We start from the raw sequence: 22223 nt of genomic DNA on the forward strand, positions 1-22223 counted from the left end.
TATAAGAAGCGCATCACATCCAAGACAACGATTCTTCATTTGAAGTATGTTAACGAAGCACCAATCTATGTTAAAACCAGTAAGAGCCCTATTTTCAACACAAAGAAAAAATAAAAGAATAATTACAATGGCTTATGATGCGATAGCAATCATGTTATCACTCTACATTGCAATGAGTCTGCGACTAAACAATTGGATGTTTGAGATCAGCCACAAGGAAGTCTTAAGCTTTGTTGTCACGATTTGTGTAACCCTCTATAGCTTTGTTCGTCTTGGCATGTACAGAGCTGTATTACGGTACATGATGTTACCCGCACTGGGGCATATCATGTTAGCCATAATCCTGTCCGCCATTACTCTAGCGCTTAGTGGCTTTTTCTTTCAGTCATTTGTACCCCGTAGTGTACCAATGATTTACAGTGGTATTGCTATCTTACTGCTTGGTGGACCTCGTATTTTAATACGAACAATGTATTACCACTACTACAAGCGAAAAAAACCTAATGTTTTCATATATGGCGCAGGTTCCACTGGCCGTGAGCTAGCCTACGCACTGATCAGCGGTGGAGAGTATCACCCTGTTGTCATCCTAGATGACGACCCAGCAAAAGTTGGACAAATCATCGTTGGCCTGCGTGTTCATCATAGTTCAGAATTCGAGGAACTTCAGTCTCTTTATCAACCAGTTAAACTGTTGCTGGCCATAAATAACATTGGTAAAGGGCAGCGACTACGACTTGTAAACAAACTATCTGAGTTACCAATCGCAGTACAATCCGTACCATCCGTTGAGGATATTGCCACAGGCAAGGCTACTTTGGGTGAAATACAAGATCTAGATATTGGTGATTTATTAGGTCGAGCACCAGTAGAACCAGATCAAGAATTGCTGTCGAAAAACATTAAAAATAAAGCGGTGATGGTAACTGGTGCAGGAGGTTCTATCGGCTCTGAGCTCTGTCGACAGATAATTTTGAAAAAGCCCAGTAAATTGATTCTTTTTGAGCTTAACGAATATAACCTGTACAGCATTGACAGAGAACTAAGGAAAATAATCGCTAATATATCGGCAGAAACAGAAATCGTCTCTGCACTCGGAAGCGTACAAAAACAGAACCGAATGGCCAAGTTAATGCAAGGTCATAACGTAGAGACTGTTTTTCACGCTGCTGCCTACAAGCATGTACCCATTGTTGAAGATAATGTAATTGAAGGCATTCGCAATAATGTTTTCGGGACTCTCGCTGCTGCTGAAGCAGCTATTTCGGCTAATGTGAAAAACTTTACCCTTATCTCAACCGACAAGGCTGTTCGTCCGACCAATGTGATGGGAGCCAGTAAGCGCCTTGCTGAGTTAGTATTACAAGCATTAGCAGAACGACAGTCGGACACCACTTTCACAATGGTACGTTTTGGCAACGTACTAGGTTCATCAGGTTCAGTTGTGCCTTTATTCAAAGAGCAAATCCGCAATGGAGGCCCTGTTACCGTTACACACCCAGATATCACACGATACTTCATGCTTATCCCTGAAGCTGCCCAACTTGTTATTCAAGCCAGTGCAATGGCACACAGCGGACAAGTTTTTGTTCTAGATATGGGTGAGCCGGTAAAGATTTTGGATTTAGCCAAACGCATGATCCATTTAATGGGTATGAGTGAAAGCAATATTAATGAAGGGATTGATGGAGATATCGAAATTCGATTTACTGGCTTAAGACCCGGAGAAAAGCTATATGAAGAATTACTTATTGGCGAAAATGTCGAGGGTACATCGCACAGTAAAATCATGACAGCAAGAGAAGTCATGCTATCTTGGTCAGAAATGGCAACACTTTTAAACTCCCTCGATGAGGCTTGCCACAATTTTGATGAGGACAAAATCGTCCAACTCCTTTTAGACACTCCTCTTGGCTACTTAAACAATAAATCATCATGATATTTCTCAGTATTATCAATCATAATCATGACAAAATGCTGGCTAGTAATCCATATTTAGCCGAAATAGCAAAAAAATATAATGTATTGATTAAATCTAATACACCAGTAACAGAAGAGCTATTACTATTTTCCCAAAGAAACAACATTACTTTGATCGATAAAAAATATGGTCGAGGATTTAGCGAAAACAATAATATTGTTTTTGATTACCTGAGTAAAAACAACATTATTAATGATGATGACTTCTTTCTAGTAATTAATCCTGATGTATTAATTGATATATCTCAATTAATACAATTAGAAAAAGAAACTCATAAAGTTAAGTCAGATATTTACACCATTAATTTATTTAAAGACAGTGACTTATCAATCCATGAATACTCAATTAAGCGTTTCCCGAGATTGACTGGACCACTACAAGGATTATTTTTAAAAGAAAAACGAACTGATTCATATGATAAAGAAAACATATGCGAACCCATTGAGGTTGATTGGGCAGCAGGTTCTTTCTTAATGTTTAAGAAAAAATGTTATGACGAGTTAAAAGGCTTTAATCAAAAATTTTTCATGTACTTTGAAGATGTTGATGTTTGCCGTAGAGCCCAAAAAAAAGGAATGGTTCTGACATATTTACCAAACATAAAAGCCATTCATAAAGGAGCATTTAATAACAGGAATATTTTTTCCAAACACTTCATATGGTATTTAAGAAGTTACCTACGATATCATTTTAATTTTTAGAGTTACACGGTTCAAGCAATGACTATTGCTTGAACCGTGTAGTTGAAAGCTATCGATTACAATTTATTATTTTGAGCTAAATAAACCTCTTTCTTTTCGTTTAGCTTACTCTCACTAGCTTTAATCATCTCAGTATATGTTTGGTTACTAAATCCCCAAAGAGTAGAGTCTAACTCCTCCTTATGGCCAACAAGAAACTTACTAGTTGTTATAACATTACAATCGTTATTACTTTCAATATATCTATCAATTGTATTTGTTTCAGCACAACGATTACTATCATCCCACGCTAGAAGTAGATCATAAAATGAACTTGAATATATATTCAATACAGTGCTAGTCATTTTATCGATATGCAGAAACTCTTCTTCGCTAGAAAAATCAACTTTCGATACTTTTGTATCTTTATTCAAGTCAGCAATCAGACCTGAGAAAAGTTGCCAGTTATTTTGATGCGATAAATAACTACGAATTTTTTCTAAACGACTTTCAAAATCTTCTGGAAACTCAACATCATCTTCACATATCGTAACTGTTTCAAAACCAAGCTCTTTGGCTTTTTTCACAATGAATTTATAGCTCAACCCACAGCCAACCCAGCCTAGATTGTGTCGTAAACCAGGGAAGTATTCAAAGCCATAGGCATTGTCTTTTTCAAAATCTTTATGGCGTTCTACAGATTCCGGTAAACCCAGACAAATATTTGTTGACTCAAAGGAAATATTTCCACCAGCTATATCATAGAACTGTTCAAATGTTATCCAATCATTTGCTAGCATAAATCGCATAAAGTAATATTCGAATAAATCAGGCAACAAACTCAATTTCTGCGCATTCTGGCTTAATTTCTCCTGAAGACGATCAGGAGAGTTAACCCAAAAATTGACCCTTTCGACCATTTGATCAATATCACCAATCTCTACAAACTCAACAATATCGTTAAGTGTCGTATGAGCACTTTGATCTGCACTTTTCTCTGAAATGACAAGTTTGTTATTACTTAAGCACTCATAAATTCTAGTCGTCTCTAATAACGCACCTTCATAATAATGAATGTTAACAATAACCTTTGCCTTTTCAAATTCCTTAATAAGATCATCACCAAATAAGTTGTTTACAATTTTTACATTAAACTTCTCTTTCAGTTTAGAAATATACTCTTTGCGACGTTTGTTATTGATATCACCATAAAACAACACATCATAGGCGTAGTTAGTGTCATTTTTGCAGTTAGATTTTAATTTTTGTCCAATAGGTACGTAATATAGCTGTTTCAATGATATATCATTTTTTTGCAAAACGTCTAAGTTGTACTCAGAGTAATCAAAAATTGCGTAAGATGAACGCAAAATATCAAAGTAGCTATCAGTAAACCAGCGCGAACTTACAGCCTGCTCCATTTGATATGCAATATATAATGGTGGCAGTTCATCAAAAATCTGTGGGCAAATTACAAAATGAAGATTAGAACTAAACCCATTTTCTGGCTTAGAATAAATAATTTCACTTTTTATTGATAGTTTTTCAAGATTAATTTGAATTAGTTCAGCAATATACTGGCAATGATGCGTTGATAATATATAAACCGTCTCTTGTGCATTAATATCAAACCAAGCATGATTAAACGTTGGGGAGTTTGGTGTAGTTGCAGCAAACTTTAGACGGTTAATAGTCTGTTTAACCCCATGTTTTTTTGCATAATTAACAGCTTTAATACAAATTTTAGGGTTATTTAGAAACAGGTTTATTAATCGGCTTAATTTATCAAACATTTCGCCACTATAAATTCGGGACGATTGTGTTTTTATTACACGTAATGGAGATGTTAAGCGCCAAGAAGTACTTGATTTTAGTTCAGATATATCACTGTATAATCCATTGATTTGACGTTCTTTTTGCTCAAGTTCTAATTTTAATTGGTCAAAATCTTCAATTAACTTTTCATTTTCTTGTTTTAAATTTATATTCTCTTCAGCGGAAATTTTGCTTAATCTATCAACAGAAGATTTTATTTCCTCAATATCAATTTTAAACTTATCACGAGTTAGCATGAAAGAATAGTCATCTCTGATTACACGCACGCCATGCTTAATACCCCAAAAGTACAGATCGCATGTTTTAGGATTTACAGAGAACTCAAACTTAGAAAAAAGTTGATTGATATCACCAAAAACATCTTTAATATCATCTTCAGTTAAGTTTTTATAATAATCACTCCACTCCGTAAACCCTTGTAACAGAGGAGCATCTTCAGGAGTTGTTCTTCTTGTTCCATGCTCAGGTCTACCTGTTGTTGCACATGTAAACAAAAACAATCCACCTGGTTTTAGCATTCGATAAATATTCTTTATTGTTTCTGGATAATATTGATCATGCTCAAAACACTCAGTAGATATAATCGTATCAAATGTTTCATCAGGCAAGCCAAGTTCATGACCTTTTGAAACAATATCTACATTTCGCCCGAGAGCTACATCTAAGCCTAAATAATGAGACTCTTCAAATAAAACTTTATTATTACCGTTTATATCCAAAGCACCAATATCTAGGACAAAAACATTGCTAAAGAAAGATGGATGAAGTTCTTTGACTGAGTTACAGAAAACTTGCTGTTCAATATGAGCCACTTTGCTCTCCTAGATAATATTAATTTTTATATTTTTCATTGGTATGCCAACCAATCCAGTACTAGCTGAAGTAGCTGTGGACTTAAATAATAAAGCATCATTAATCCAATGATGTTGCACATGATTGTTTTGGTCCCCATCTGCAACTGCAACTGTTACAGAATAATCACCATTCAATAAAACAGGCATTTGAAAATCAAAATCTACAACTATCTTATTTCCTGCATTGCACAATAAATTATCAGAAATTGTGTGAAGAAATGTGTTATCACCAAAAACAGGCTGTCCCAATTTATCCCTAATTGAGAAACCAACAATTGGATTTTTTATTTCTTCATTAACTTCAACCTCAACCCTTAAAGTTACACCCTCACCACCAACAAACCAATTTAAAGCGTTACCATCTTCATCCATGATGAATACATCACTAATTTTGGCACCACCCTTACCAAAATTATTATTTTCAATATCATCAAATTGAAATATCTGTATATCGTTTCTCAAGTTTGAAGAGTTAATAAAATCTTGCCTAAAATCTCTAAAAACTTTTACTTCTTTTTTCTCAGTTTCAACAACTTTCTTATCATTTTTTGTTACTTTCGACTGATACAAATCGGCCATATATTTTTCAGAGACGATTTTTGCACTATCAAAGCTTTCAACTTTACCGTTTTTAAGCCAAACGGCTTTATCACATAAATTAGTAACGGCTGATGTATCATGACTAACAAAGAGAAGAACACCATTTTTCTTAAACTCTCTCAAAAAGCGCATGCACTTTTGAGTAAATAAAGCATCTCCAACAGCAAGAGCCTCATCTATTATAAGAATATCAGCATCGACATGAGCAATGACTGCAAATGCAAGCCTTACATACATACCGCTTGAATAAGTTTTGACTGGCTGATTGATGAAATCTCCGATGTCAGCAAAATTAGCTATCATCTCATATCGCTCATCAATTTGCTCTTTAGTCATTCCATACAAAGATGCACATAGGTAGACATTATCTCTCCCCGAAAATTCAGGGTTAAATCCTGCCCCCAGTTCTAATAAAGCAGCAACCTTACCTTGAATTTTCGTTTGCCCATCTGTAGGAGATAATGTATTACATATAATTTGTAATAATGTGGATTTACCAGCACCATTTCTGCCTATGATACCGACTGACTCTCCACGTTTAACTTTAAAGCTAATGTCATTTAATGCCCAAAACTCTTTGTAAAGCTTTTTATTTTTAAAAAACATTTGCCATAATCTATGAGATGGTTTTTCATAGATTTCAAAGCATTTACTTATATTATCAACTGACAATATATAGTCATTACAAGACATCACTAAAACCTTTACTTGTTTTATTAAACCACATAAAGCCCAAACAATAAATTGCAATAGAGGATGATGTATAAACAGCTAACATCTTAATACTTGGCATTTCGCCATAAATAGCTAAACTTCTAAATAACTCAACGACTGTAGTAATTGGACTTAAGTGCAAATAAAACTGATATTGTTCTGGTAGAGCTGTTATTGGGTAAAATATTGGTGTCATAAACATTAACGCACTAACAACAAGTGTGACCAATTGACTAACATCTCTTATATAGACCCCAATTGAGCTTAAAATCCATGCAAGTCCATTACACATTAAAATAAATGGAATCATGAGTAAAGGTACAAACACGATATATATTGATGGCAAGCCAATAAGGGTTATGTAGAATACTAACCAAATAATAAAAGACAAGATAAAGTTAAATATCGCACTTATTGTAATAACAAAAGGTAGTATTTCAATTGGGAAAATAACCTTTGTTACATAGCTTGCATAGTTTATAATTAAGGTCGGTGCTCTTGAAATAATATCTGAAAAGCAATTAAATATAATTAAGCCAGAAAACAATAACATTGAAAACTGAAACTTATCATCTACACCACCCCACTTCGCCTTAAATACAACACTAAAGATAAAGGTGTATATTGCCAACATAATTAGCGGAGTCAGCAATGTCCATAACAAGCCAAATAAAGAGCCTTGATATCTTTGAAGTATATCCCTCCTTGATAGACTCATTATCAATGATTTATTTTTCAAGAAACAAGTAAATGACAACTTTACTTGATTTACTATTTTATGCATTTTATTTCAAACCTACCGTAGCTTTCAATAAATCACCAATTTTATCTTTTTCAGACAAAATTGGCTCTTGATCTAATGGCCAATCAATTGATAGCTCCGGATCATTCCAGAGAATCGAATGCTCAGCCTCTGGATTGTAATAATCTGTACATTTATAAACAAATTCTGCCTCATCACTGGTTACATAAAAACCATGAGCAAAACCTTCTGGCACCCAAAGTTGACGCTTATTTTCTGCTGACAGAAGAACACCTACCCATTGCCCGAATGTTGGTGAACTTTTTCGAATATCTACTGCGACATCATATACTTCACCTGAGACTACTCGTACTAACTTACCTTGAGTATTCTCTGTTTGGTAATGTAGACCTCTTAAGATACCTTTTTTAGACTTCGAGTGGTTATCCTGAACAAAAGTTCGGTTTGCTACTAACTCACAGAATTTTTCCTGTTGCCAAGTTTCCATAAAGAAGCCACGCTCATCACCGAACACAGCAGGCTCAATGATTTTTACATCCGGGATAGCAGTATCAATAACTTTCATTTATTAATCTCTCACAAGTACCCGGCATCGTTTGACATCACAATCAACCATCCCAGGCACTTTTTGATTCATCATTTTCCGTAAGGGCGAATATCGTTGAGTGCCGATTTCCAGTCACTCGCAGGGATACCAAACGCGGTGTGGATTTTATCCATGATCAGACGGGAGTTAGCCGGGCGTTTTGCCGGTGTCGGATAGTCTGAGGTAGTGATACTCTTGAGCGCCGGTGACTTGTCCAAAACGCCCTGAGACTGCGCCTGCTCAAAAATGAAGCAGGCGAACTCGAACCAGCTGACACTTGGCAGACCTGAGTAATGGTAGATCCCCCAAGCGACATCTTGACCAGAATGAAAGCGCTCTGCTATCGCGATCAGTGTTGCAGCAATGTCGCCCGCATAGGTTGGACCACCAAACTGATCACCGACAATACCCAGTTGATCACGATCACGACCAAGACGAATCATGGTTTTAACGAAGTTGTTGCCCGTTTCACCAAAGACCCAAGCGGTACGAAGAATAATATGACGCGGACACGCGGCAATAACAGCTTGCTCACCCGCCAGTTTACTTGCTCCGTACACGCCTTGTGGGTCTGTCGGGTCAGTTTCGCTGTACGCCCCTACTTTATCACCCGCAAAGACATAATCTGTCGAAATATGCAAAATGGCAGCACCGATTTTCTCTGCTGCCTGCGCTAAGTAACGCGGGCCATCACGGTTAATAAGGTAGGACAGTTCAACTTCGTTTTCTGCTTTATCGACAGCGGTGTGTGCCGCTGCATTGATAATCACATCAGGTTGGAAGGTTTCCACCATATCCATCACTGACTGTTCATCGGTGATATCCAGCTTGTCGCGATCTACCGCCAGAACCTCTGCTTTCTCGCTCAGCTGTTGAACCAATAGGCTACCCACCTGGCCATTACTTCCGGTAATTAGTACTTTCAGCATACAAATTTCAACCTAGATGTTGTGACTGTTTATGTTTTTCGGCAACCAGTGATTGAAGATAACGACCATATTCGTTCTTCAGCATTGGTTCTGCTTTATCCAAAAGCTGTGCATCGGTCAGCCAACCGTTTCGCCATGCTACCTCTTCAAGGCAAGCAACTTTCAGGCCTTGAACGTGCTCGATAGTCTGCACGAACGACGAAGCTTCATGCAGGCTTTCATGTGTACCGGTATCCAACCAGGCAAAACCGCGACCCAGCAGTTCAACATTCAATGAACCATCTTCCAGGTACATCTGATTGATACTGGTAATTTCCAGCTCACCGCGTTCAGACGGCTCTACTCGTTTGGCAAAGTCCACAACACGGTTGTCGTAAAAGTACAATCCGGTAACGGCATAATTGGATTTCGGCTGAACGGGTTTCTCTTCGATCGAAACAGCTTTCATATTTTGGTCAAACTCGACCACACCAAAACGCTCAGGGTCTTTAACCTGATAACCAAACACAGTTGCACCATTTTCTCGTCCAGCCGCGTTACGTAGCGTGCGCGAGAAAGACTGGCCGTAGAAAATGTTATCGCCCAGGATAAGGCAGCAGCTATCCCCCGCCAGGAACTCTTCACCAATAATGAAAGCCTGGGCTAAACCATCAGGACTCGGTTGGATCGCATATTGCAGATTGATACCGAAATCTGAACCATCTCCCAGCAGTCGTTTAAACGACTCGTTATCCTCTGGCGTAGTAATAACCAGTACTTCACGAATACCCGCCAGCATCAATGTTGCTAACGGGTAGTAAATCATCGGCTTGTCATAAACAGGCAACAACTGCTTTGATACGCCACGAGTAATTGGATAAAGGCGAGTACCTGAGCCGCCCGCAAGAATAATACCTTTCATTACACTGCCCTTATACGTTACTGCCTAGACGTTCCATGCTGTAAGAGCCATCCAATACACGGCTCCACCATGTTTTATTGTTCAGGTACCACTCAACAGTTTTACGGATACCGGTTTCAAATGTTTCTTCCGGTGTCCAGCCAAGCTCCTGACCAATCTTGGTCGCGTCAATCGCGTAACGAACATCATGCCCTGGGCGATCGGTAACGTAAGTGATTAGATCTTCATAGTTTGCGACGCCTTCCGGCTTCGCAGGTACCAGCTCTTCCAGAAGGCGACAGATAGTTTTTACTACCTCAATATTAGCTTTCTCGTTATGGCCACCGATGTTATAGGTTTCACCCACTTCTCCCTTGGTGACGACTGTATAAAGAGCACGCGCATGATCTTCTACAAACAGCCAATCTCGAATCTGCATGCCATTGCCGTACACTGGCAGTGGCTTACCGTCTAAGGCGTTCAGAATCATCAGTGGGATCAATTTTTCCGGGAAATGGAAAGGGCCGTAGTTGTTCGAGCAGTTTGTCACAACCGTTGGCAAGCCGTAAGTACGCAGCCAAGCACGAACCAGATGATCGCTAGATGCTTTCGACGCAGAATACGGACTGCTTGGTGCATAAGACGTGGTTTCGGTAAACAGATCATCTGTCCCTTCCAGATCGCCATACACTTCATCAGTTGAAATATGGTGGAAACGAAATGCCGCTTTAGCCTCTTCATCAAGGCTATTCCAGTAAGCACGTGCTGACTCTAGCAGTGTGTACGTACCAACAATATTCGTTTCAATAAACGCTGCAGGGCCGTCAATAGAGCGATCTACATGGCTTTCAGCCGCCAGGTGCATCACAGCATCAGGCTGATGCTCAGCGAATACGCGATCAAGAGCCGCACGATCACAGATATCAACCTGCTCAAACATATAGCGCTCGTGTCCTTCCACACTGACCAACGAATCCAGATTGCCTGCGTAAGTCAGTTTATCGACATTTACGACATAATCATGAGTATTTTCAATAATATGGCGAACAACAGCTGAGCCAATAAAGCCCGCACCACCAGTTACTAAGATCTTCATATCAAAACCAAACAAGCACTATTACGCCTTAAAGTTAGACAAACTCCTAAAGCGTTAATCTTAAAAAAGTTAATAAAGAGCGGAATACTATCAGAAACTAATCATTCAAGCTAAGAATCGCTTTACATATTCTACCCAAAGTCGATTTTAATTAATCAGCAAATAATGCAAAAACACTTTTATAATTAATATTCATCAATCTCATCCATGAAGTCATCCAGAAACTCTTCGTTCACAGGTGTTTCAGGTTCTGCATTTTCACCCTGAGCACGGAAGTTCTGGTTCTGGATGTAGGCATCACGGGCAAAGACATATGGATCTGGTGAGTCGTTCAACATCGCTTCCGATGACACCAGCGCCGCACGGTCTTCCATCCCGTCAAATGCCCACTTACCCAAGCTCTGCCAGAATGTCAGCAGATTTAACGGGAAGTACAGGCTATCAACGATATCACCACTGCCTTCGCGCAATGTCACCGGACCGTAAACTGGGAACATAAAGTACGGACCGTTATTTACACCGTAGTAGCCCATTGTGTCTCCAAAGGCTTTATCGCGCGGTTTGCGGATGTCGGCACGGGAGGCAACATCAATAAGGCCTGCCAGACCAAAGGTCGAGTTAATCCAGAAGCGGTTAAAGTGAGTCACTGCCTGCTCACCTTCCAGTCGCAGCAAGCTGTTAAGCATGCTGGCAGGCTCTTCCAGATTCGAGAGGAAGTTACGGATACCACCTCGAACCGGTGAGGGTACATAGTCTACATAAGCAAGTGATACCGGGCGTGCGATATACGGATCCAGGTAGTTATAGTTGATGTTCCACATGGCACGGTTAAACCCTTCAAACGGGTCGTAGACGCCTGGAACCGCATATTCACCACCCTGCTGATCCAGTTCGGCAAAAATCTCTGCTTGTAACTCACTGTCCGTTTCATCGCTGATGGTTTCGTCTGATGTGGCTTCGCCTGACGTGACGTTGCCCCCAGCTCTGTCGACAGAGGCTTCAGCGTCTGCTGCTACTTCAGCCATGGCATCAGCATCTTCCCCGGATACGCCAGTGCTGTTTCCAGGTGACTGCGCATCTGATTCAGTCGCGTCAATGACCGCGGAACTGTTTTCGACAGTGTCTGATGAAGCGCTTTTTGATGAAGTGGCGTAGTCAGCCGTGCTTTTGGGCGTTTCTGCACAGGCTGTCAGGGCTAACAGAATTGCGGTTGCAAGGAGATGTTTGCTTTTCAAAATGTTATCCATTGTCTCAGGGCTTATAACGTTCCGGTATCATACACGAACATTTCTGAATCATAGGTGTCCATAACAGGGAAACCATGCACTCAGTTGCTTTTATACGGCATAACTGACAAAAAAATAAGGCCAGATATTACCTACCTGGCCTTTTGGATTATATACGTTGTTGAACGGAGATGATAATTACTCGTACTGCTGACTGATTACCACTTTGGTTGTGCCACCCAGCGGAATCACTTCGCTTAGTCCGTACCAGTCCCCTTTTTTCGTCATCACATTGCCGTCGCTGTCGATACGAGCTTTGATGATCATTTCCGGCAGTGACGTCAGTGGTCGCTCAGGAATCATGCTGTCCTGATTGTCCAGTGTCAGTGTGATAGGAAATGCAGAAAGCGGTAACCGTTTTGCTGCTACGGGCATTGGAGCACCATCCGCCGAGTGCGCTGAAATAATCACGATACCTTGCTCAGGACGGATAACGCTCGGGTCCAGTTCCACCGTGACAGATACCGAAGTCGCAGTATTGCCGGCCTGATTCATTTGGTCTTCCGCCCGGGCGATGCTGCGATCCAGCATGGCGGCACGTGGGTCATCAGCACCAATCAGCTCTTTCATCATGCTCCAGTATGCCACAGCCTGATCGTATTCCTCGCGTTCAAACGCATCAAATGCCAGCAACGACATCGCACGCAGATTGGTGTGATCCTGTTTAATCACGCTCATCAGCAAACGGCGGGCACGTTCAGATTGTCCCGGGTCGCCAATCAGCATCAGCGCCTGCGCATAGCTAAGCTGCACTTCCGGATTACTTGGTTCGAGTCGATACGCACGGTCCAGCGCGCTTTGCGCTGTTTCCGCATCACGGTTCGCCATACCAATCCGTCCTAACAGCAACCAACCGGTTGCATCATCAGGTGTCTCATGCAGACGGGTACGGAGCGCCAAAGTCAGATCTTCCATCTCCTGATCCGACATCGGCTCACCCGACTCCTGCATCAGTCGTTGTGATAGTTCAGGAAGACGCGCAGCCGTCTCATGCCATTGCATAACCTTATCCAGACTACCGGTTTTCAGGTACATACCGTAGCAGACAGCCACCAGCAGCAAAACGCCCGGAATCAGCAGCGCAGTGCTGACCTTGCTTTGATGCGCCTTGGCATTGGCCGGAACATCGTCCAATAAGGACTGTTGCAGCTCAACGACCAGCTCATCGGTGTTTTCCACCAGTCCTTCGCTACTTTCTTCCTTCAGCTCGCTCATGCGATCTTTGAAGAACGCCTTATTCAGTTCGTCCCGGCTGGCGACATGATCTTGCTCTTTACCGAAATACATCGGCAGCACAAACAACAGCATGGCGATAAGTACCAGGAAGACTGTAATCAACCAAAACAACGTCATTTTTTCACCTTCCCGCCTGCCGCATTGCTGTTACCAGATGCCGCTTCTGTGTCTGAAGCCATATCCTGTCCCATTTCAGCCATCAGGGCCTGCAAACGGGCTTGCTCTTTTTCATCCAACAGCTGACCTTTCGCTGGTTTACTGACACTGTTTTTGCGAGAGCGCAGCACCAATACCGTAAAGCCAATCACGATAAACAGAAGTGGGCCAGCCCACAGAATCAGTGTCGAGGCCATGATCGGCGGATTGTAGGTCACGAAATTGCCGTAACGCGCCACCATGTAATCAATGACATCCTGCTTGCTTTTCCCTTCGCTGAGCATTTCATAGGTTTTCTGGCGCATGTCTTTAGCCAGCTCGGCATTAGAGTCTGCAATGCTGTTGTTCTGACACTTAGGGCAACGCAGGGTCGCCGTCAGTTCGTGGAACTCTTTCTCTTTTTGCTGTGATTTGAATTCATAAACGTCAATAGCAGCAGTCGCTGTCGCCGGCAGCGTGAAAGCCGCTACAGTGCCCAGCCACAGAGACACTGACAGTACTGCGCTGAATGCAAATCCGATCAGGTTAAGTGAGCGTCCCTTCATCCTTTCGCCTCCTTCAGCAAGGCGTCATACATTGGCTTGAGGGTATCGTTCCAGTTACGATCATTCACATCTCCGACATGGCGGTATCGAATGATACCTTCGCCATCGATCAGAAACGTTTCAGGTGCCCCGTAAACGCCCAGATCCATACCCAGCATGCCATTACCATCAAACAGACTGTGAATGTAAGGGTTACCCAGCTCATTCAGCCAACGTACCGCTTTTAGACGGTCATCTTTGTAATTGAGGCCGATAATCTTCACGCCTTCACTGGCCAGCTGATTTAAGTAGGTGTGTTCGGCGTAACAGGTCGGACACCAGGTGGCCCAAACATTGAGCAGTAATGGCTCACCTTTAAAGATGTCCTGCTCATAGAGTCTGCCGGCTTCAACCAGATCTTCCAGCTTGAACTGCGGAACCGGTTTTCCCACCAAAACGGATTCCAGTTTGGTCGGGTCATCGCCCTCCGCATTACGGCTGAGCTGGTTCATAAACATAACCACCAGCCCCAGAAACAGTACCAGAGGAATGAAAAGTAGTTTCTTGTTCATCAGTTAGCTTCTGCCTCTCTTTCGGCCAGCACCGGCTGTTCCTGCTGTGCTTTTTTGCGGAACCGGTAACGCTTGTCACTGATTGCCATCGCGCCACCCAGCGCCATCAGCACGGCACCGAACCAGATCCAGTTCACAAACGGTTTAAAGTAAATACGTACAGCCCAGGCTTCACCGCCCAGTCGCTCACCCATCGCCACATATAGGTCACGGGTCACACCACTGTTGATCGCCGCTTCGGTCATCATTGAACCCGCCACGCTGTAAAAACGCTTTTCAGCATGCAGTGTTGTGACAGCTTTGCCGTTACGGGTGATGTTGAAGTCAGCGATATAACCGTCATAGTTCGGACCATCTGCATCACGCAGGCCAACAAACTTAAAGTCGTAACCTTTAACGTTCACGCTCTCGCCCGGTGCCAGACGCACATCGCGCTCCAGATCATAATTAGACACCAGCGTAATCCCAATCACAGTGACCGCCATACCGATGTGACCCAGAACCATCGCCCAATGACTGCGTCCTAGTTTGCCAAGACCTGTCCACAGGCTGTGACGGTGAGTGGCACGCTCGTAAAGCTCAAAGCCATGCATCATGATGATCCAGACGGCCATCGTCATGCCCAGAACCGCCATTGGCTCCAGGATATCGGTGAACAGCCAGATTGACAGAAATGCAACCGGCAGCGTCACAATAGCTGACACAATCATTTGCTTACGGATGTTAGACAAATTGTCACGCTTCCAGCGCACCAGTGGCCCAATACCCAGAATGAAAGCAAATGGGATCATCAGCCAGGTAAACAGCGTATTGAAGAACGGTACCCCGATGGAAACCGAGCCCAGTCCAATTTGCTTGTGGATCAGCGGTAGCAGTGTACCAATCAACACCACCAGCAGACCGGCAACCAGCAGCAGGTTGTTCGCCAGCAGCAGGTTTTCGCGGGAAAACAGAGCAAAGTTACCGTGTGAACGTACCTGACCACCTCGCAGCGCGTACAGCAGCAGCGAACCACCAATCACAACGACCAGGAAGCCCAGAATAAACATGCCGCGGGCAGGATCGGAGGCGAACGCGTGTACCGAAACCAGCACGCCGGAACGAACCAAGAATGTACCCAGCAGACTGAGTGAGAAAGCCGAAATCGCCAGCAGTACCGTCCAGGCTTTGAACGTACCGCGTTTTTCGGTTACAGCCAGTGAGTGCATCAGTGCCGTACCTGCGAGCCATGGCATGAAAGAAGCGTTCTCAACCGGGTCCCAGAACCACCAACCGCCCCAGCCCAGCTCGTAATAAGCCCACCAGGAGCCCAGCGCGATACCCAGTGTCAGGAAAGACCAGGCAGCGATAGTCCACGGACGTGACCAGCGAGCCCAGGCCGTATCCAATCGTCCGGTCATCAGCGACGCGATAGCAAACGCAAACGCCACCGAGAACCCCACGTAACCCATGTACAGCAGTGGTGGGTGAATAATCAGTCCCGGATCCTGCAGCAGCGGGTTCAGGTCACGGCCATCTACCGGAAAATACGGCAGCGTACGCAGGAACGGGTTGGAGGTTGCGATGATAAACAGCAGGAAGCCAATGGAGATCATCCCCATCACAGACAACACCCGCGCCAGCGATTCCAGCGGCATGCCACGGCTGAAAATAGCAACGGCGACAGCCCAGGTTGCCTGGATCAGTACCCACAGCAACAGGGAACCTTCATGCCCACCCCAGACAGCTGACAAGCGGTAGTACCACGGCAGCAAGGAGTTTGAGTTTGTCGCAACGTAAGTAACGGTAAAATCGTTGGTGTAAAACGCCCAGCTCAGGATGATGAATGACATCATAATCATGCCGAACACCCCGTATGTGAGCGGACGCGCCATGCGCATCAGAGCCTGATTGCCCACCGATGCGCCATAAAGCGGATAGATGCTGAGCAGGATCGACAGACCCAGCGCCACTATCAGGCTAAAGTTGCCGAGTTCAACAATCATTGGTCAGTACTGCCCTGTAGTTGGGTCTCGCTGTATTTCAGCGGTTCATGCGTTTTCTTCATCGCTTCAGCGATTTCCGGCGGCATGTACTCTTCATCGTGCTTGGCCAGCACTTCGTGGGCCTCAACGGTGTTTGCATCGATCAGTACACCCTGCGCCACAATGCCCTGCCCTTCGCGGAACAGGTCAGGCAGGATGCCTTCATAATTCACCGTAACCGCCGGACCGACATCGGCCACTTTAAAGCTGACTTTCAGCGACTGGGGATCACGTTCTACCGAACCCGTTACCACCATGCCCCCGATACGCAGACGCTGACCGACTTCCGGTTTTGTCCCGTCAGGCTTACCATTTACCAATTCCGTTGGTGTGTAGAACAGATCCATATTCTGGTTCAGGGCATAGAGCAGCAACCCAACTGTTGCGCCGAGGCCTACCACCAGCGCCAGTACCAGCGACAGGCGTTTTTTACGTCTCGGGTTCATAGTGTGTTCTCCAGTTTTTCCGCTTCTTTGATGCGTTTCTCACGCGCCATTTTATTTTTAATCTCTGCCGCCAGCTGGCGCTTGGTGCGCAAGCTGGAAACTAAAATCCAAATCAGGGCTGCCATTGAAATACCGTACGAACTCCAGACATACGAGGCATAGCCACCCATCGCTAAAAAATCACTGAAAGAGTCAAAATGCATAGCGGCCTCACTTCATCAGTTCACGCACCCAAGGGCGGTGGCTTTCACGGGCAATAATCTCATTACGCAGGCGAATCATCGTCAGCGCCCCAAAGAAACAGGCAAAGCCCACAATGTTGAGCAGCAACGGCCACAACATGCTGGCATCGATAGACGGTTTCGCGAACTTGGTGATGGTGGCGCCCTGGTGCAGGGTGTTCCACCACTCTACTGAGAAATGGATGATCGGCAGATTGATCACGCCGACAATCGCCAGAATACCGGCCGCTTTCGCCGCGGTTTTCTGATCGTCAAACGCGTTATACAGCGCGATAACACCCAGGTAGAGGAACAGCAAAATCAGTTCAGAAGTCAGTCGAGCATCCCACACCCACCAGGCACCCCACATCGGTTTGCCCCAGATCGCACCGGTCAGCAGCGCAATCACGGTAAACACCGCACCGATAGGTGCCATCGCCAGCGCCGCCATATCCGACAGGCGTACCTGCCAGACCAGACCAATGAAGGCAGCAATAGCCATAGACATGTAGGCTCCCATCGACCAGATGGCGGCGGGAACGTGAAGATAAATAATTCGGAAGCTGTCACCCTGCTGATAATCGGTCGGTGCGTACATTAACCCCCAGAGGGTACCAATCACCATTGATAACAGGGCCAGGATTGAAAACCAGGGTAGCAAAGTGCCACATAACCGGTAACAATTTTCAGCTTTAGCGTAGGGATGTAACCACTTCCACATAATTCTGCTCTACTCACATAATAGTAATTAGTACGTTCCAGTCTGCAGCCGGGCTCACTGACATGGCCTGATTGCGTGACAGAGACGTGACTCATCTTTCTCTTTGGCTAACACAAGGTGAATACTCCCAAAGGGGTAATCCACCCATTATCAACCGCTTCCTTGTGCTTGCTCAAATTCATCACCGGTGATTTCACCCCGTATGATGAATAAGTCAGCCTTTACCTACTTTTTTGCCGATATTTTAGTTTTACTGACAAGTTGCAAAAAAGCTCTATGGCTAACTTTATTGTAATCATTTATTGCACACTGATGCGTAGTGAAGCTGCGACAGCAAACGGAGAAAGTGTCGCAGAGCCCACTAACATGGCTCCCAGCAGTGCCAGCTGGCCGTTATACGGCATGCCCAAACTGGCCGCATCAATCGCGGAGGTCGCGAATATAAGCACAGGTATATAGAGCGGCAATATGAGCAGGCTCAATAAAACCCCACCTTTTCGCAATCCCACAGTTAACGCCACCCCGATGGAGCCTAAAAAGCTCAAAGTTGGCGTTCCCAATAGTAAAGTTAACACCACAGCTTTCCAGGTTGCCCAGTCTAATGACAATAAAATCGCCAGCAACGGACTGATCAGCAGCAGCGGTACCCCGGTCAGGAACCAGTGCGCCACCATTTTGGCAAACGCCAGGACCGGCAACGGCGTCGGCATCATCAACATCTGCTCCAGCGACCCGTCTACATAATCATCCCGGAACAGGCGCTCCATCGATAACAGGGCCGCCAGCAGGGCCGCAACCCAAACAATCCCCGGAGCAATACGTGCTAACAAATTCGGCTCTGGCCCAACACCGAGAGGGAACAGCGTAATAACAATAATGAAAAACCACAGCGGGTTGAAAATTTCAGCCTGACGACGAAACGCAATCATCAGCTCACGGCGAACAACGAGGGTAATTTCTCTGATCATGGATTTTTATCGCCCCAGCTTGATTTTTCGTAGATGGTCGCTGTCAGCGAACATGTCCTGGTGCGTGGTCAGGATCACCATCCCTCCTCGCTGGACATGGGAAAGAAACAATTGCTCAAGCACTTTGACGCCTTGTTTATCGATCGCAGTCAGAGGCTCATCCAGAATCCACAGCTTATGGTTGCTCAGCCACAGTCGGGCCAGCGCCACCCGGCGCTGCTGACCAGCAGACAACTGCCCGGCAGGCACATCTTCCCGTCCTGCCAGGCCAACGCGAGCCAGCGCCTGCCACAGGCTATCGGCACCACTGACCATTGCCTCACCGGTTAATCCGTTGTCACCGTTGTGGACGTGCATAGACTGGAAAAAAGAAAGATTTTCGTAAGCCGTCAGCTCACGTTTCACGCCGGTCTGGTGACCAAGAAAAAGGAGATCCTGATGGTAGAGCTCCCGTGCCGATTCGATATTTTCATCATTCCAGCTAACGATGCCGTTGTCTGCTCGTCCCAACCCTGCCAGGATACGCAGCAAGGTCGTTTTTCCGGCCCCGTTCTGGCCCTCAATCTGAACCAGTTCTCCAGATGAAACCGAAAAATGTAAATCCTCAAACAATACCCTTTCGTCCCGGGTACAACTTAACTCTTCAACAGACAACATAAAAATGATGTATCCTAGGTGACACAATTAGGGTCGAATCTTATCACAGCGACCGCTGGATCTGTTAGACATGGAATGATATCTGCCTGCGCGAGGATCGGTAATTGTGACCTCTATACACACTGCTCACGTTTCCGCTACATTACAACGCAAAAATGAACAAATTGACGTAAAAAATGTACCGGAAAATGCGACTAAAACCGCAAAATCTGAGCTAACACCAACATCCGGCACGCAGCAAACTGCGAAATCAGTCAATAGTGCCCACTCAGCAAAAACGTCGGCCATATCATCTGCGCTACCACCGATAGCATCTTCCGCAACGCAGCTTGAACGTCTGTTAAATCAGTTACCTATCTTGCAGCGTTTATTCAGTCCTTTGCTGACTGGCCTCGCCACGCCCGGGACAACAAATGCCGATACAAAGACGCCAATGCTGACGACGCCCTTACAGCACCTGATAAGCCAGCTGCTGCAACCGTCATCGCAATCCACATTGATTAACTGGCTCCAGCAAGGTGCGGGAAAACAGGTGTTGGCACAGCTCATTCGTCAGCTGGCTGAACCCGGCAGTGAACTGCGACGCTGGCTTTCCCAGCTTCCACCTCATCAGCAGGAGGAATTCAGTGCCCTGTTAAGGCTGGCAGGGGAACAGCGTCTGGCCACACCAACACCAGCCTCTCAAGATACACTGGTTCTGATGTGGCCGATGCTAACTCCCAATGGCAGGGAGGCCTTTCTGGAAATCCAGCGTGAGGCGCGGTCAACAGAAAAGAACCCGCAAAAAAAGCCGAAGTGGCGGATACGTTTACGCTTACCGGTAGGTAATGCGGATAATGTGTATGTGCAGGCTGGCTGGGACGGCGACGAATTATCGCTGTTGTTTGAATCGGAAAACCCTGCGCTGTTGGAACGCACCCGACTCTTGTCACCGTTCTTAAACCAACGTCTGGAGAGCATGGGGATTCAGACGGTTTCCAGTGAGTTTCGCCGACATGTTGAGGAGCCGGAATCAACCTATACCGATTCCGGCAGTGGCCTGAATATCACAGTCTGACCATGCAGCTACAGCAACAGAAACGGGAAATAATATGACGACGAAAACAGGTTCTGCCGTTGATGCAGCAAAATCAGCCATCGCCTTGCATTACAACGGGTATGACACTCCCACCGTCGCCGCCAAAGGGTATGGTGCGCTGGCGGAGCACATCATTACGCAGGTAAAAGAACAAGGCGGCCTGATTCATGAAGATAAAGAGCTGGCCCAGTATCTCGATCACCTGAAGCAAGGAGACGAAATTCCGGAGCCGGTTTACCGGATTGTCGCGGAACTGATCGCGTTTTCCTGGCTACTGAACGGAAAAACCCCTCCCGGCTGGGAAGGGCTTGAAGGTATTGATGAACACGTTTAGGTGTATCGGTGGAACGCCAGTTTTTAATAAGCCCACCGGAGCGTACTAAAGCTGAACAAGCTGGCGCTGTAGTTGCCAGCCGTTAAAATGCGTTCGCGATAAAACAGGCTTCAGCGGCGCCGTGACTGATGCATTTGCTGCAGCCGCAGCAGAAGCTCGGCTTCCGCTTTGGGCAGATCACACTCTTCCATCAGCTCATTCACATCCGCACCGAGTTCAACCATTTTACTGGCACGGCTGTAAAGGCGACCATCCGGGTCCTGCATGGCCAGTTCCCCTTGTCTCTCGGCCAATGACTCTAGCTGATGATCCATTTCGGCCAGCTTCTGGCCCATTCCCATGGTACCGGCCCGCAACTCCTGAAACTGCTTCTGCATACTTTCGTTTTGCTGGCGGGCATTTTTCAACACCAGCTCCGTCGCTGCAAATTTGCTCTCTAGCGCCTGACGAGCCAGACGCTCACGCCGAATCATGAACCAGGCAAACAGAATCGCCAGCAGAGAAACAATCAGCGGCAGCCATTGCAACAACACCGTCAGCATTACAGGTACGCCATCTCGTCCCATTCATCATCAGACAGCAGCTTGTTCAGATCCACCAGGATCAGCAGCTGGCCATCACGATTGCTCACACCCTGAATGAATTTCGCGCTCTCTTCCGTGCCAACACTTGGTGTGCTGTCGATTTCAGAGCTGCGCAGGTAAACCACTTCCGCAACGCTGTCGACCAAAATACCGATAACCTGCTTTTCCGCTTCGATGATCACGATACGGGTATTGTCTGAAATATCTCCCGGAGCCAGACCAAAGCGGGCACGAGTATCAATCACGGTAACCACATTACCGCGCAGGTTGATAATACCCAGAACATAATCAGGCGCGCCAGGTACTGGAGCGATTTCTGAGTAACGCAACACTTCACGAACCTGCATCACATTGATGCCGTATGTTTCGTCTTCCAGCTGAAAGGTTACCCACTGCAGGACCTGATCGTTACTGTCTTCTTTTTTTATTTCAGCGACACTCACCTGAGACATGCTGTTTCCTCATTTTGCAGCTTTAACATTGTCCTTACCAGACCA

23 protein-coding genes are annotated in these 22223 nt (G+C 45.1%); 4 read left to right on the top strand and 19 right to left on the bottom strand.

What is annotated here, in order from left to right; genetic code table 11:
* The first annotated feature begins 67 nt into the window (after positions 1-67).
* Together FH974_RS11405 and FH974_RS11410 are read left to right on the top strand one after the other, a co-directional pair.
* A complete protein-coding gene (locus FH974_RS11405) occupies positions 68-1939 on the top strand; it encodes a nucleoside-diphosphate sugar epimerase/dehydratase (RefSeq protein ID WP_207103286.1) in 1872 nt (623 codons plus the stop codon).
* Positions 1936-2682, top strand: a complete 747-nt coding sequence (locus FH974_RS11410; RefSeq protein WP_084712457.1) for a glycosyltransferase family protein — start codon at positions 1936-1938, stop codon at positions 2680-2682. Before FH974_RS11405 ends, FH974_RS11410 begins: the two co-directional genes overlap by 4 nt.
* Before the next feature lie 56 nt (positions 2683-2738).
* On the opposite strand, the gene FH974_RS11415 is transcribed toward FH974_RS11410, so the two are convergent.
* The 17 genes from FH974_RS11415 to ccmA all read right to left on the bottom strand — a co-directional run bounded on the left by FH974_RS11415 (position 2739) and on the right by ccmA (position 19730).
* Positions 2739-5309: a methyltransferase domain-containing protein gene (locus tag FH974_RS11415; RefSeq protein WP_053061723.1), complete on the bottom strand. Its 2571-nt coding sequence runs from the start codon at positions 5307-5309 to the stop codon at positions 2739-2741.
* A 9-nt stretch (positions 5310-5318) separates the two neighbouring features.
* Entirely contained in the window at positions 5319-6644 is a 1326-nt protein-coding gene (locus FH974_RS11420; RefSeq protein ID WP_047883804.1) for an ABC transporter ATP-binding protein, read from the bottom strand.
* Positions 6634-7449, bottom strand: coding sequence for an ABC transporter permease (locus FH974_RS11425; RefSeq protein WP_047883805.1), 816 nt, complete (start codon positions 7447-7449; stop codon positions 6634-6636). Before FH974_RS11425 ends, FH974_RS11420 begins: the two co-directional genes overlap by 11 nt.
* A gap of 1 nt (position 7450) precedes the next feature.
* Entirely contained in the window at positions 7451-7993 is a 543-nt protein-coding gene (rfbC, locus tag FH974_RS11430; RefSeq protein ID WP_047883806.1) for a dTDP-4-dehydrorhamnose 3,5-epimerase, read from the bottom strand.
* Positions 7994-8064: 71 nt separating this feature from the next.
* On the bottom strand, positions 8065-8943 hold the full coding sequence (rfbD, locus tag FH974_RS11435; RefSeq protein ID WP_047883807.1) for a dTDP-4-dehydrorhamnose reductase: 879 nt from the start codon (positions 8941-8943) through the stop codon (positions 8065-8067).
* A 7-nt stretch (positions 8944-8950) separates the two neighbouring features.
* The gene (gene rfbA, locus FH974_RS11440) at positions 8951-9844 is read right to left on the bottom strand and encodes a glucose-1-phosphate thymidylyltransferase RfbA (RefSeq protein WP_047883808.1); all 894 of its coding nucleotides are present in this window, start codon (positions 9842-9844) and stop codon (positions 8951-8953) included.
* Between the two features lie 10 nt (positions 9845-9854).
* Complete coding sequence (gene rffG, locus FH974_RS11445; protein WP_047883982.1) at positions 9855-10919, bottom strand: dTDP-glucose 4,6-dehydratase; 1065 nt, start codon at positions 10917-10919, stop codon at positions 9855-9857.
* Between the two features lie 185 nt (positions 10920-11104).
* Positions 11105-11857: an MlaA family lipoprotein gene (locus FH974_RS11450; RefSeq protein WP_242551890.1), complete on the bottom strand. Its 753-nt coding sequence runs from the start codon at positions 11855-11857 to the stop codon at positions 11105-11107.
* Between the two features lie 486 nt (positions 11858-12343).
* Entirely contained in the window at positions 12344-13558 is a 1215-nt protein-coding gene (gene ccmI / locus FH974_RS11455; RefSeq protein ID WP_047883809.1) for a c-type cytochrome biogenesis protein CcmI, read from the bottom strand.
* Complete coding sequence (locus tag FH974_RS11460) at positions 13555-14088, bottom strand: cytochrome c-type biogenesis protein (RefSeq protein WP_047883984.1); 534 nt, start codon at positions 14086-14088, stop codon at positions 13555-13557. The genes ccmI and FH974_RS11460 overlap by 4 nt, the downstream gene beginning before the upstream one ends.
* A gap of 50 nt (positions 14089-14138) precedes the next feature.
* Entirely contained in the window at positions 14139-14693 is a 555-nt protein-coding gene (locus tag FH974_RS11465; protein WP_047883810.1) for a DsbE family thiol:disulfide interchange protein, read from the bottom strand.
* Positions 14693-16678: a heme lyase CcmF/NrfE family subunit gene (locus FH974_RS11470; RefSeq protein WP_047883811.1), complete on the bottom strand. Its 1986-nt coding sequence runs from the start codon at positions 16676-16678 to the stop codon at positions 14693-14695. Before FH974_RS11470 ends, FH974_RS11465 begins: the two co-directional genes overlap by 1 nt.
* Complete coding sequence (gene ccmE / locus FH974_RS11475) at positions 16675-17163, bottom strand: cytochrome c maturation protein CcmE (RefSeq protein ID WP_047883812.1); 489 nt, start codon at positions 17161-17163, stop codon at positions 16675-16677. The genes FH974_RS11470 and ccmE overlap by 4 nt, the downstream gene beginning before the upstream one ends.
* Positions 17160-17366 carry a heme exporter protein CcmD gene (gene ccmD / locus FH974_RS11480; RefSeq protein WP_047883813.1) on the bottom strand — a complete coding sequence of 69 codons (207 nt, stop codon included), beginning with the start codon at positions 17364-17366 and terminating at the stop codon, positions 17160-17162. The genes ccmE and ccmD overlap by 4 nt, the downstream gene beginning before the upstream one ends.
* Before the next feature lie 7 nt (positions 17367-17373).
* Entirely contained in the window at positions 17374-18105 is a 732-nt protein-coding gene (locus FH974_RS11485) for a heme ABC transporter permease (RefSeq protein WP_047883814.1), read from the bottom strand.
* A 299-nt stretch (positions 18106-18404) separates the two neighbouring features.
* Entirely contained in the window at positions 18405-19073 is a 669-nt protein-coding gene (ccmB, locus tag FH974_RS11490) for a heme exporter protein CcmB (protein WP_047883815.1), read from the bottom strand.
* Positions 19074-19079: 6 nt separating this feature from the next.
* The gene (gene ccmA / locus FH974_RS11495; RefSeq protein ID WP_047883816.1) at positions 19080-19730 is read right to left on the bottom strand and encodes a cytochrome c biogenesis heme-transporting ATPase CcmA; all 651 of its coding nucleotides are present in this window, start codon (positions 19728-19730) and stop codon (positions 19080-19082) included.
* Positions 19731-19836: 106 nt separating this feature from the next.
* On the opposite strand from ccmA, the gene FH974_RS11500 reads away from it, so the two are divergent.
* Together FH974_RS11500 and FH974_RS11505 are read left to right on the top strand one after the other, a co-directional pair.
* On the top strand, positions 19837-20787 hold the full coding sequence (locus FH974_RS11500; protein WP_146149662.1) for a hypothetical protein: 951 nt from the start codon (positions 19837-19839) through the stop codon (positions 20785-20787).
* 34 nt (positions 20788-20821) lie between these two features.
* Positions 20822-21142, top strand: a complete 321-nt coding sequence (locus FH974_RS11505) for an EscU/YscU/HrcU family type III secretion system export apparatus switch protein (protein ID WP_047883818.1) — start codon at positions 20822-20824, stop codon at positions 21140-21142.
* A gap of 110 nt (positions 21143-21252) precedes the next feature.
* Here FH974_RS11505 and FH974_RS11510 read toward each other — a convergent pair whose 3' ends face one another.
* Both FH974_RS11510 and FH974_RS11515 read right to left on the bottom strand, forming a co-directional pair.
* Positions 21253-21684: a DUF2802 domain-containing protein gene (locus FH974_RS11510; RefSeq protein WP_047883819.1), complete on the bottom strand. Its 432-nt coding sequence runs from the start codon at positions 21682-21684 to the stop codon at positions 21253-21255.
* The gene (locus FH974_RS11515) at positions 21684-22178 is read right to left on the bottom strand and encodes a chemotaxis protein CheW (protein WP_047883820.1); all 495 of its coding nucleotides are present in this window, start codon (positions 22176-22178) and stop codon (positions 21684-21686) included. Before FH974_RS11515 ends, FH974_RS11510 begins: the two co-directional genes overlap by 1 nt.
* Between the last annotated feature and the right edge of the window lie 45 nt (positions 22179-22223).

The sequence above is a fragment of the Photobacterium ganghwense genome (assembly GCF_017329545.1).
In the GTDB taxonomy this organism is placed as follows: domain Bacteria; phylum Pseudomonadota; class Gammaproteobacteria; order Enterobacterales; family Vibrionaceae; genus Photobacterium; species Photobacterium ganghwense.

Coding starts and splice junctions, on each gene's coding strand:
- FH974_RS11405 (WP_207103286.1), top strand. CDS start 68: ATGTTAAAACCAGTAAGAGCCCTATTTTCAACACAAAGAAAAAATAAA.
- FH974_RS11410 (WP_084712457.1), top strand. CDS start 1,936: ATGATATTTCTCAGTATTATCAATCATAATCATGACAAAATGCTGGCT.
- FH974_RS11420 (WP_047883804.1), bottom strand. CDS start 6,644: ATGTCTTGTAATGACTATATATTGTCAGTTGATAATATAAGTAAATGC.
- FH974_RS11425 (WP_047883805.1), bottom strand. CDS start 7,449: ATGCATAAAATAGTAAATCAAGTAAAGTTGTCATTTACTTGTTTCTTG.
- rfbC (WP_047883806.1), bottom strand. CDS start 7,993: ATGAAAGTTATTGATACTGCTATCCCGGATGTAAAAATCATTGAGCCT.
- rfbD (WP_047883807.1), bottom strand. CDS start 8,943: ATGCTGAAAGTACTAATTACCGGAAGTAATGGCCAGGTGGGTAGCCTA.
- rfbA (WP_047883808.1), bottom strand. CDS start 9,844: ATGAAAGGTATTATTCTTGCGGGCGGCTCAGGTACTCGCCTTTATCCA.
- rffG (WP_047883982.1), bottom strand. CDS start 10,919: ATGAAGATCTTAGTAACTGGTGGTGCGGGCTTTATTGGCTCAGCTGTT.
- ccmI (WP_047883809.1), bottom strand. CDS start 13,558: ATGACGTTGTTTTGGTTGATTACAGTCTTCCTGGTACTTATCGCCATG.
- FH974_RS11465 (WP_047883810.1), bottom strand. CDS start 14,693: ATGAACAAGAAACTACTTTTCATTCCTCTGGTACTGTTTCTGGGGCTG.
- FH974_RS11470 (WP_047883811.1), bottom strand. CDS start 16,678: ATGATTGTTGAACTCGGCAACTTTAGCCTGATAGTGGCGCTGGGTCTG.
- ccmE (WP_047883812.1), bottom strand. CDS start 17,163: ATGAACCCGAGACGTAAAAAACGCCTGTCGCTGGTACTGGCGCTGGTG.
- ccmD (WP_047883813.1), bottom strand. CDS start 17,366: ATGCATTTTGACTCTTTCAGTGATTTTTTAGCGATGGGTGGCTATGCC.
- FH974_RS11485 (WP_047883814.1), bottom strand. CDS start 18,105: ATGTGGAAGTGGTTACATCCCTACGCTAAAGCTGAAAATTGTTACCGG.
- ccmB (WP_047883815.1), bottom strand. CDS start 19,073: ATGATCAGAGAAATTACCCTCGTTGTTCGCCGTGAGCTGATGATTGCG.
- ccmA (WP_047883816.1), bottom strand. CDS start 19,730: ATGTTGTCTGTTGAAGAGTTAAGTTGTACCCGGGACGAAAGGGTATTG.
- FH974_RS11505 (WP_047883818.1), top strand. CDS start 20,822: ATGACGACGAAAACAGGTTCTGCCGTTGATGCAGCAAAATCAGCCATC.
- FH974_RS11510 (WP_047883819.1), bottom strand. CDS start 21,684: ATGCTGACGGTGTTGTTGCAATGGCTGCCGCTGATTGTTTCTCTGCTG.
- FH974_RS11515 (WP_047883820.1), bottom strand. CDS start 22,178: ATGTCTCAGGTGAGTGTCGCTGAAATAAAAAAAGAAGACAGTAACGAT.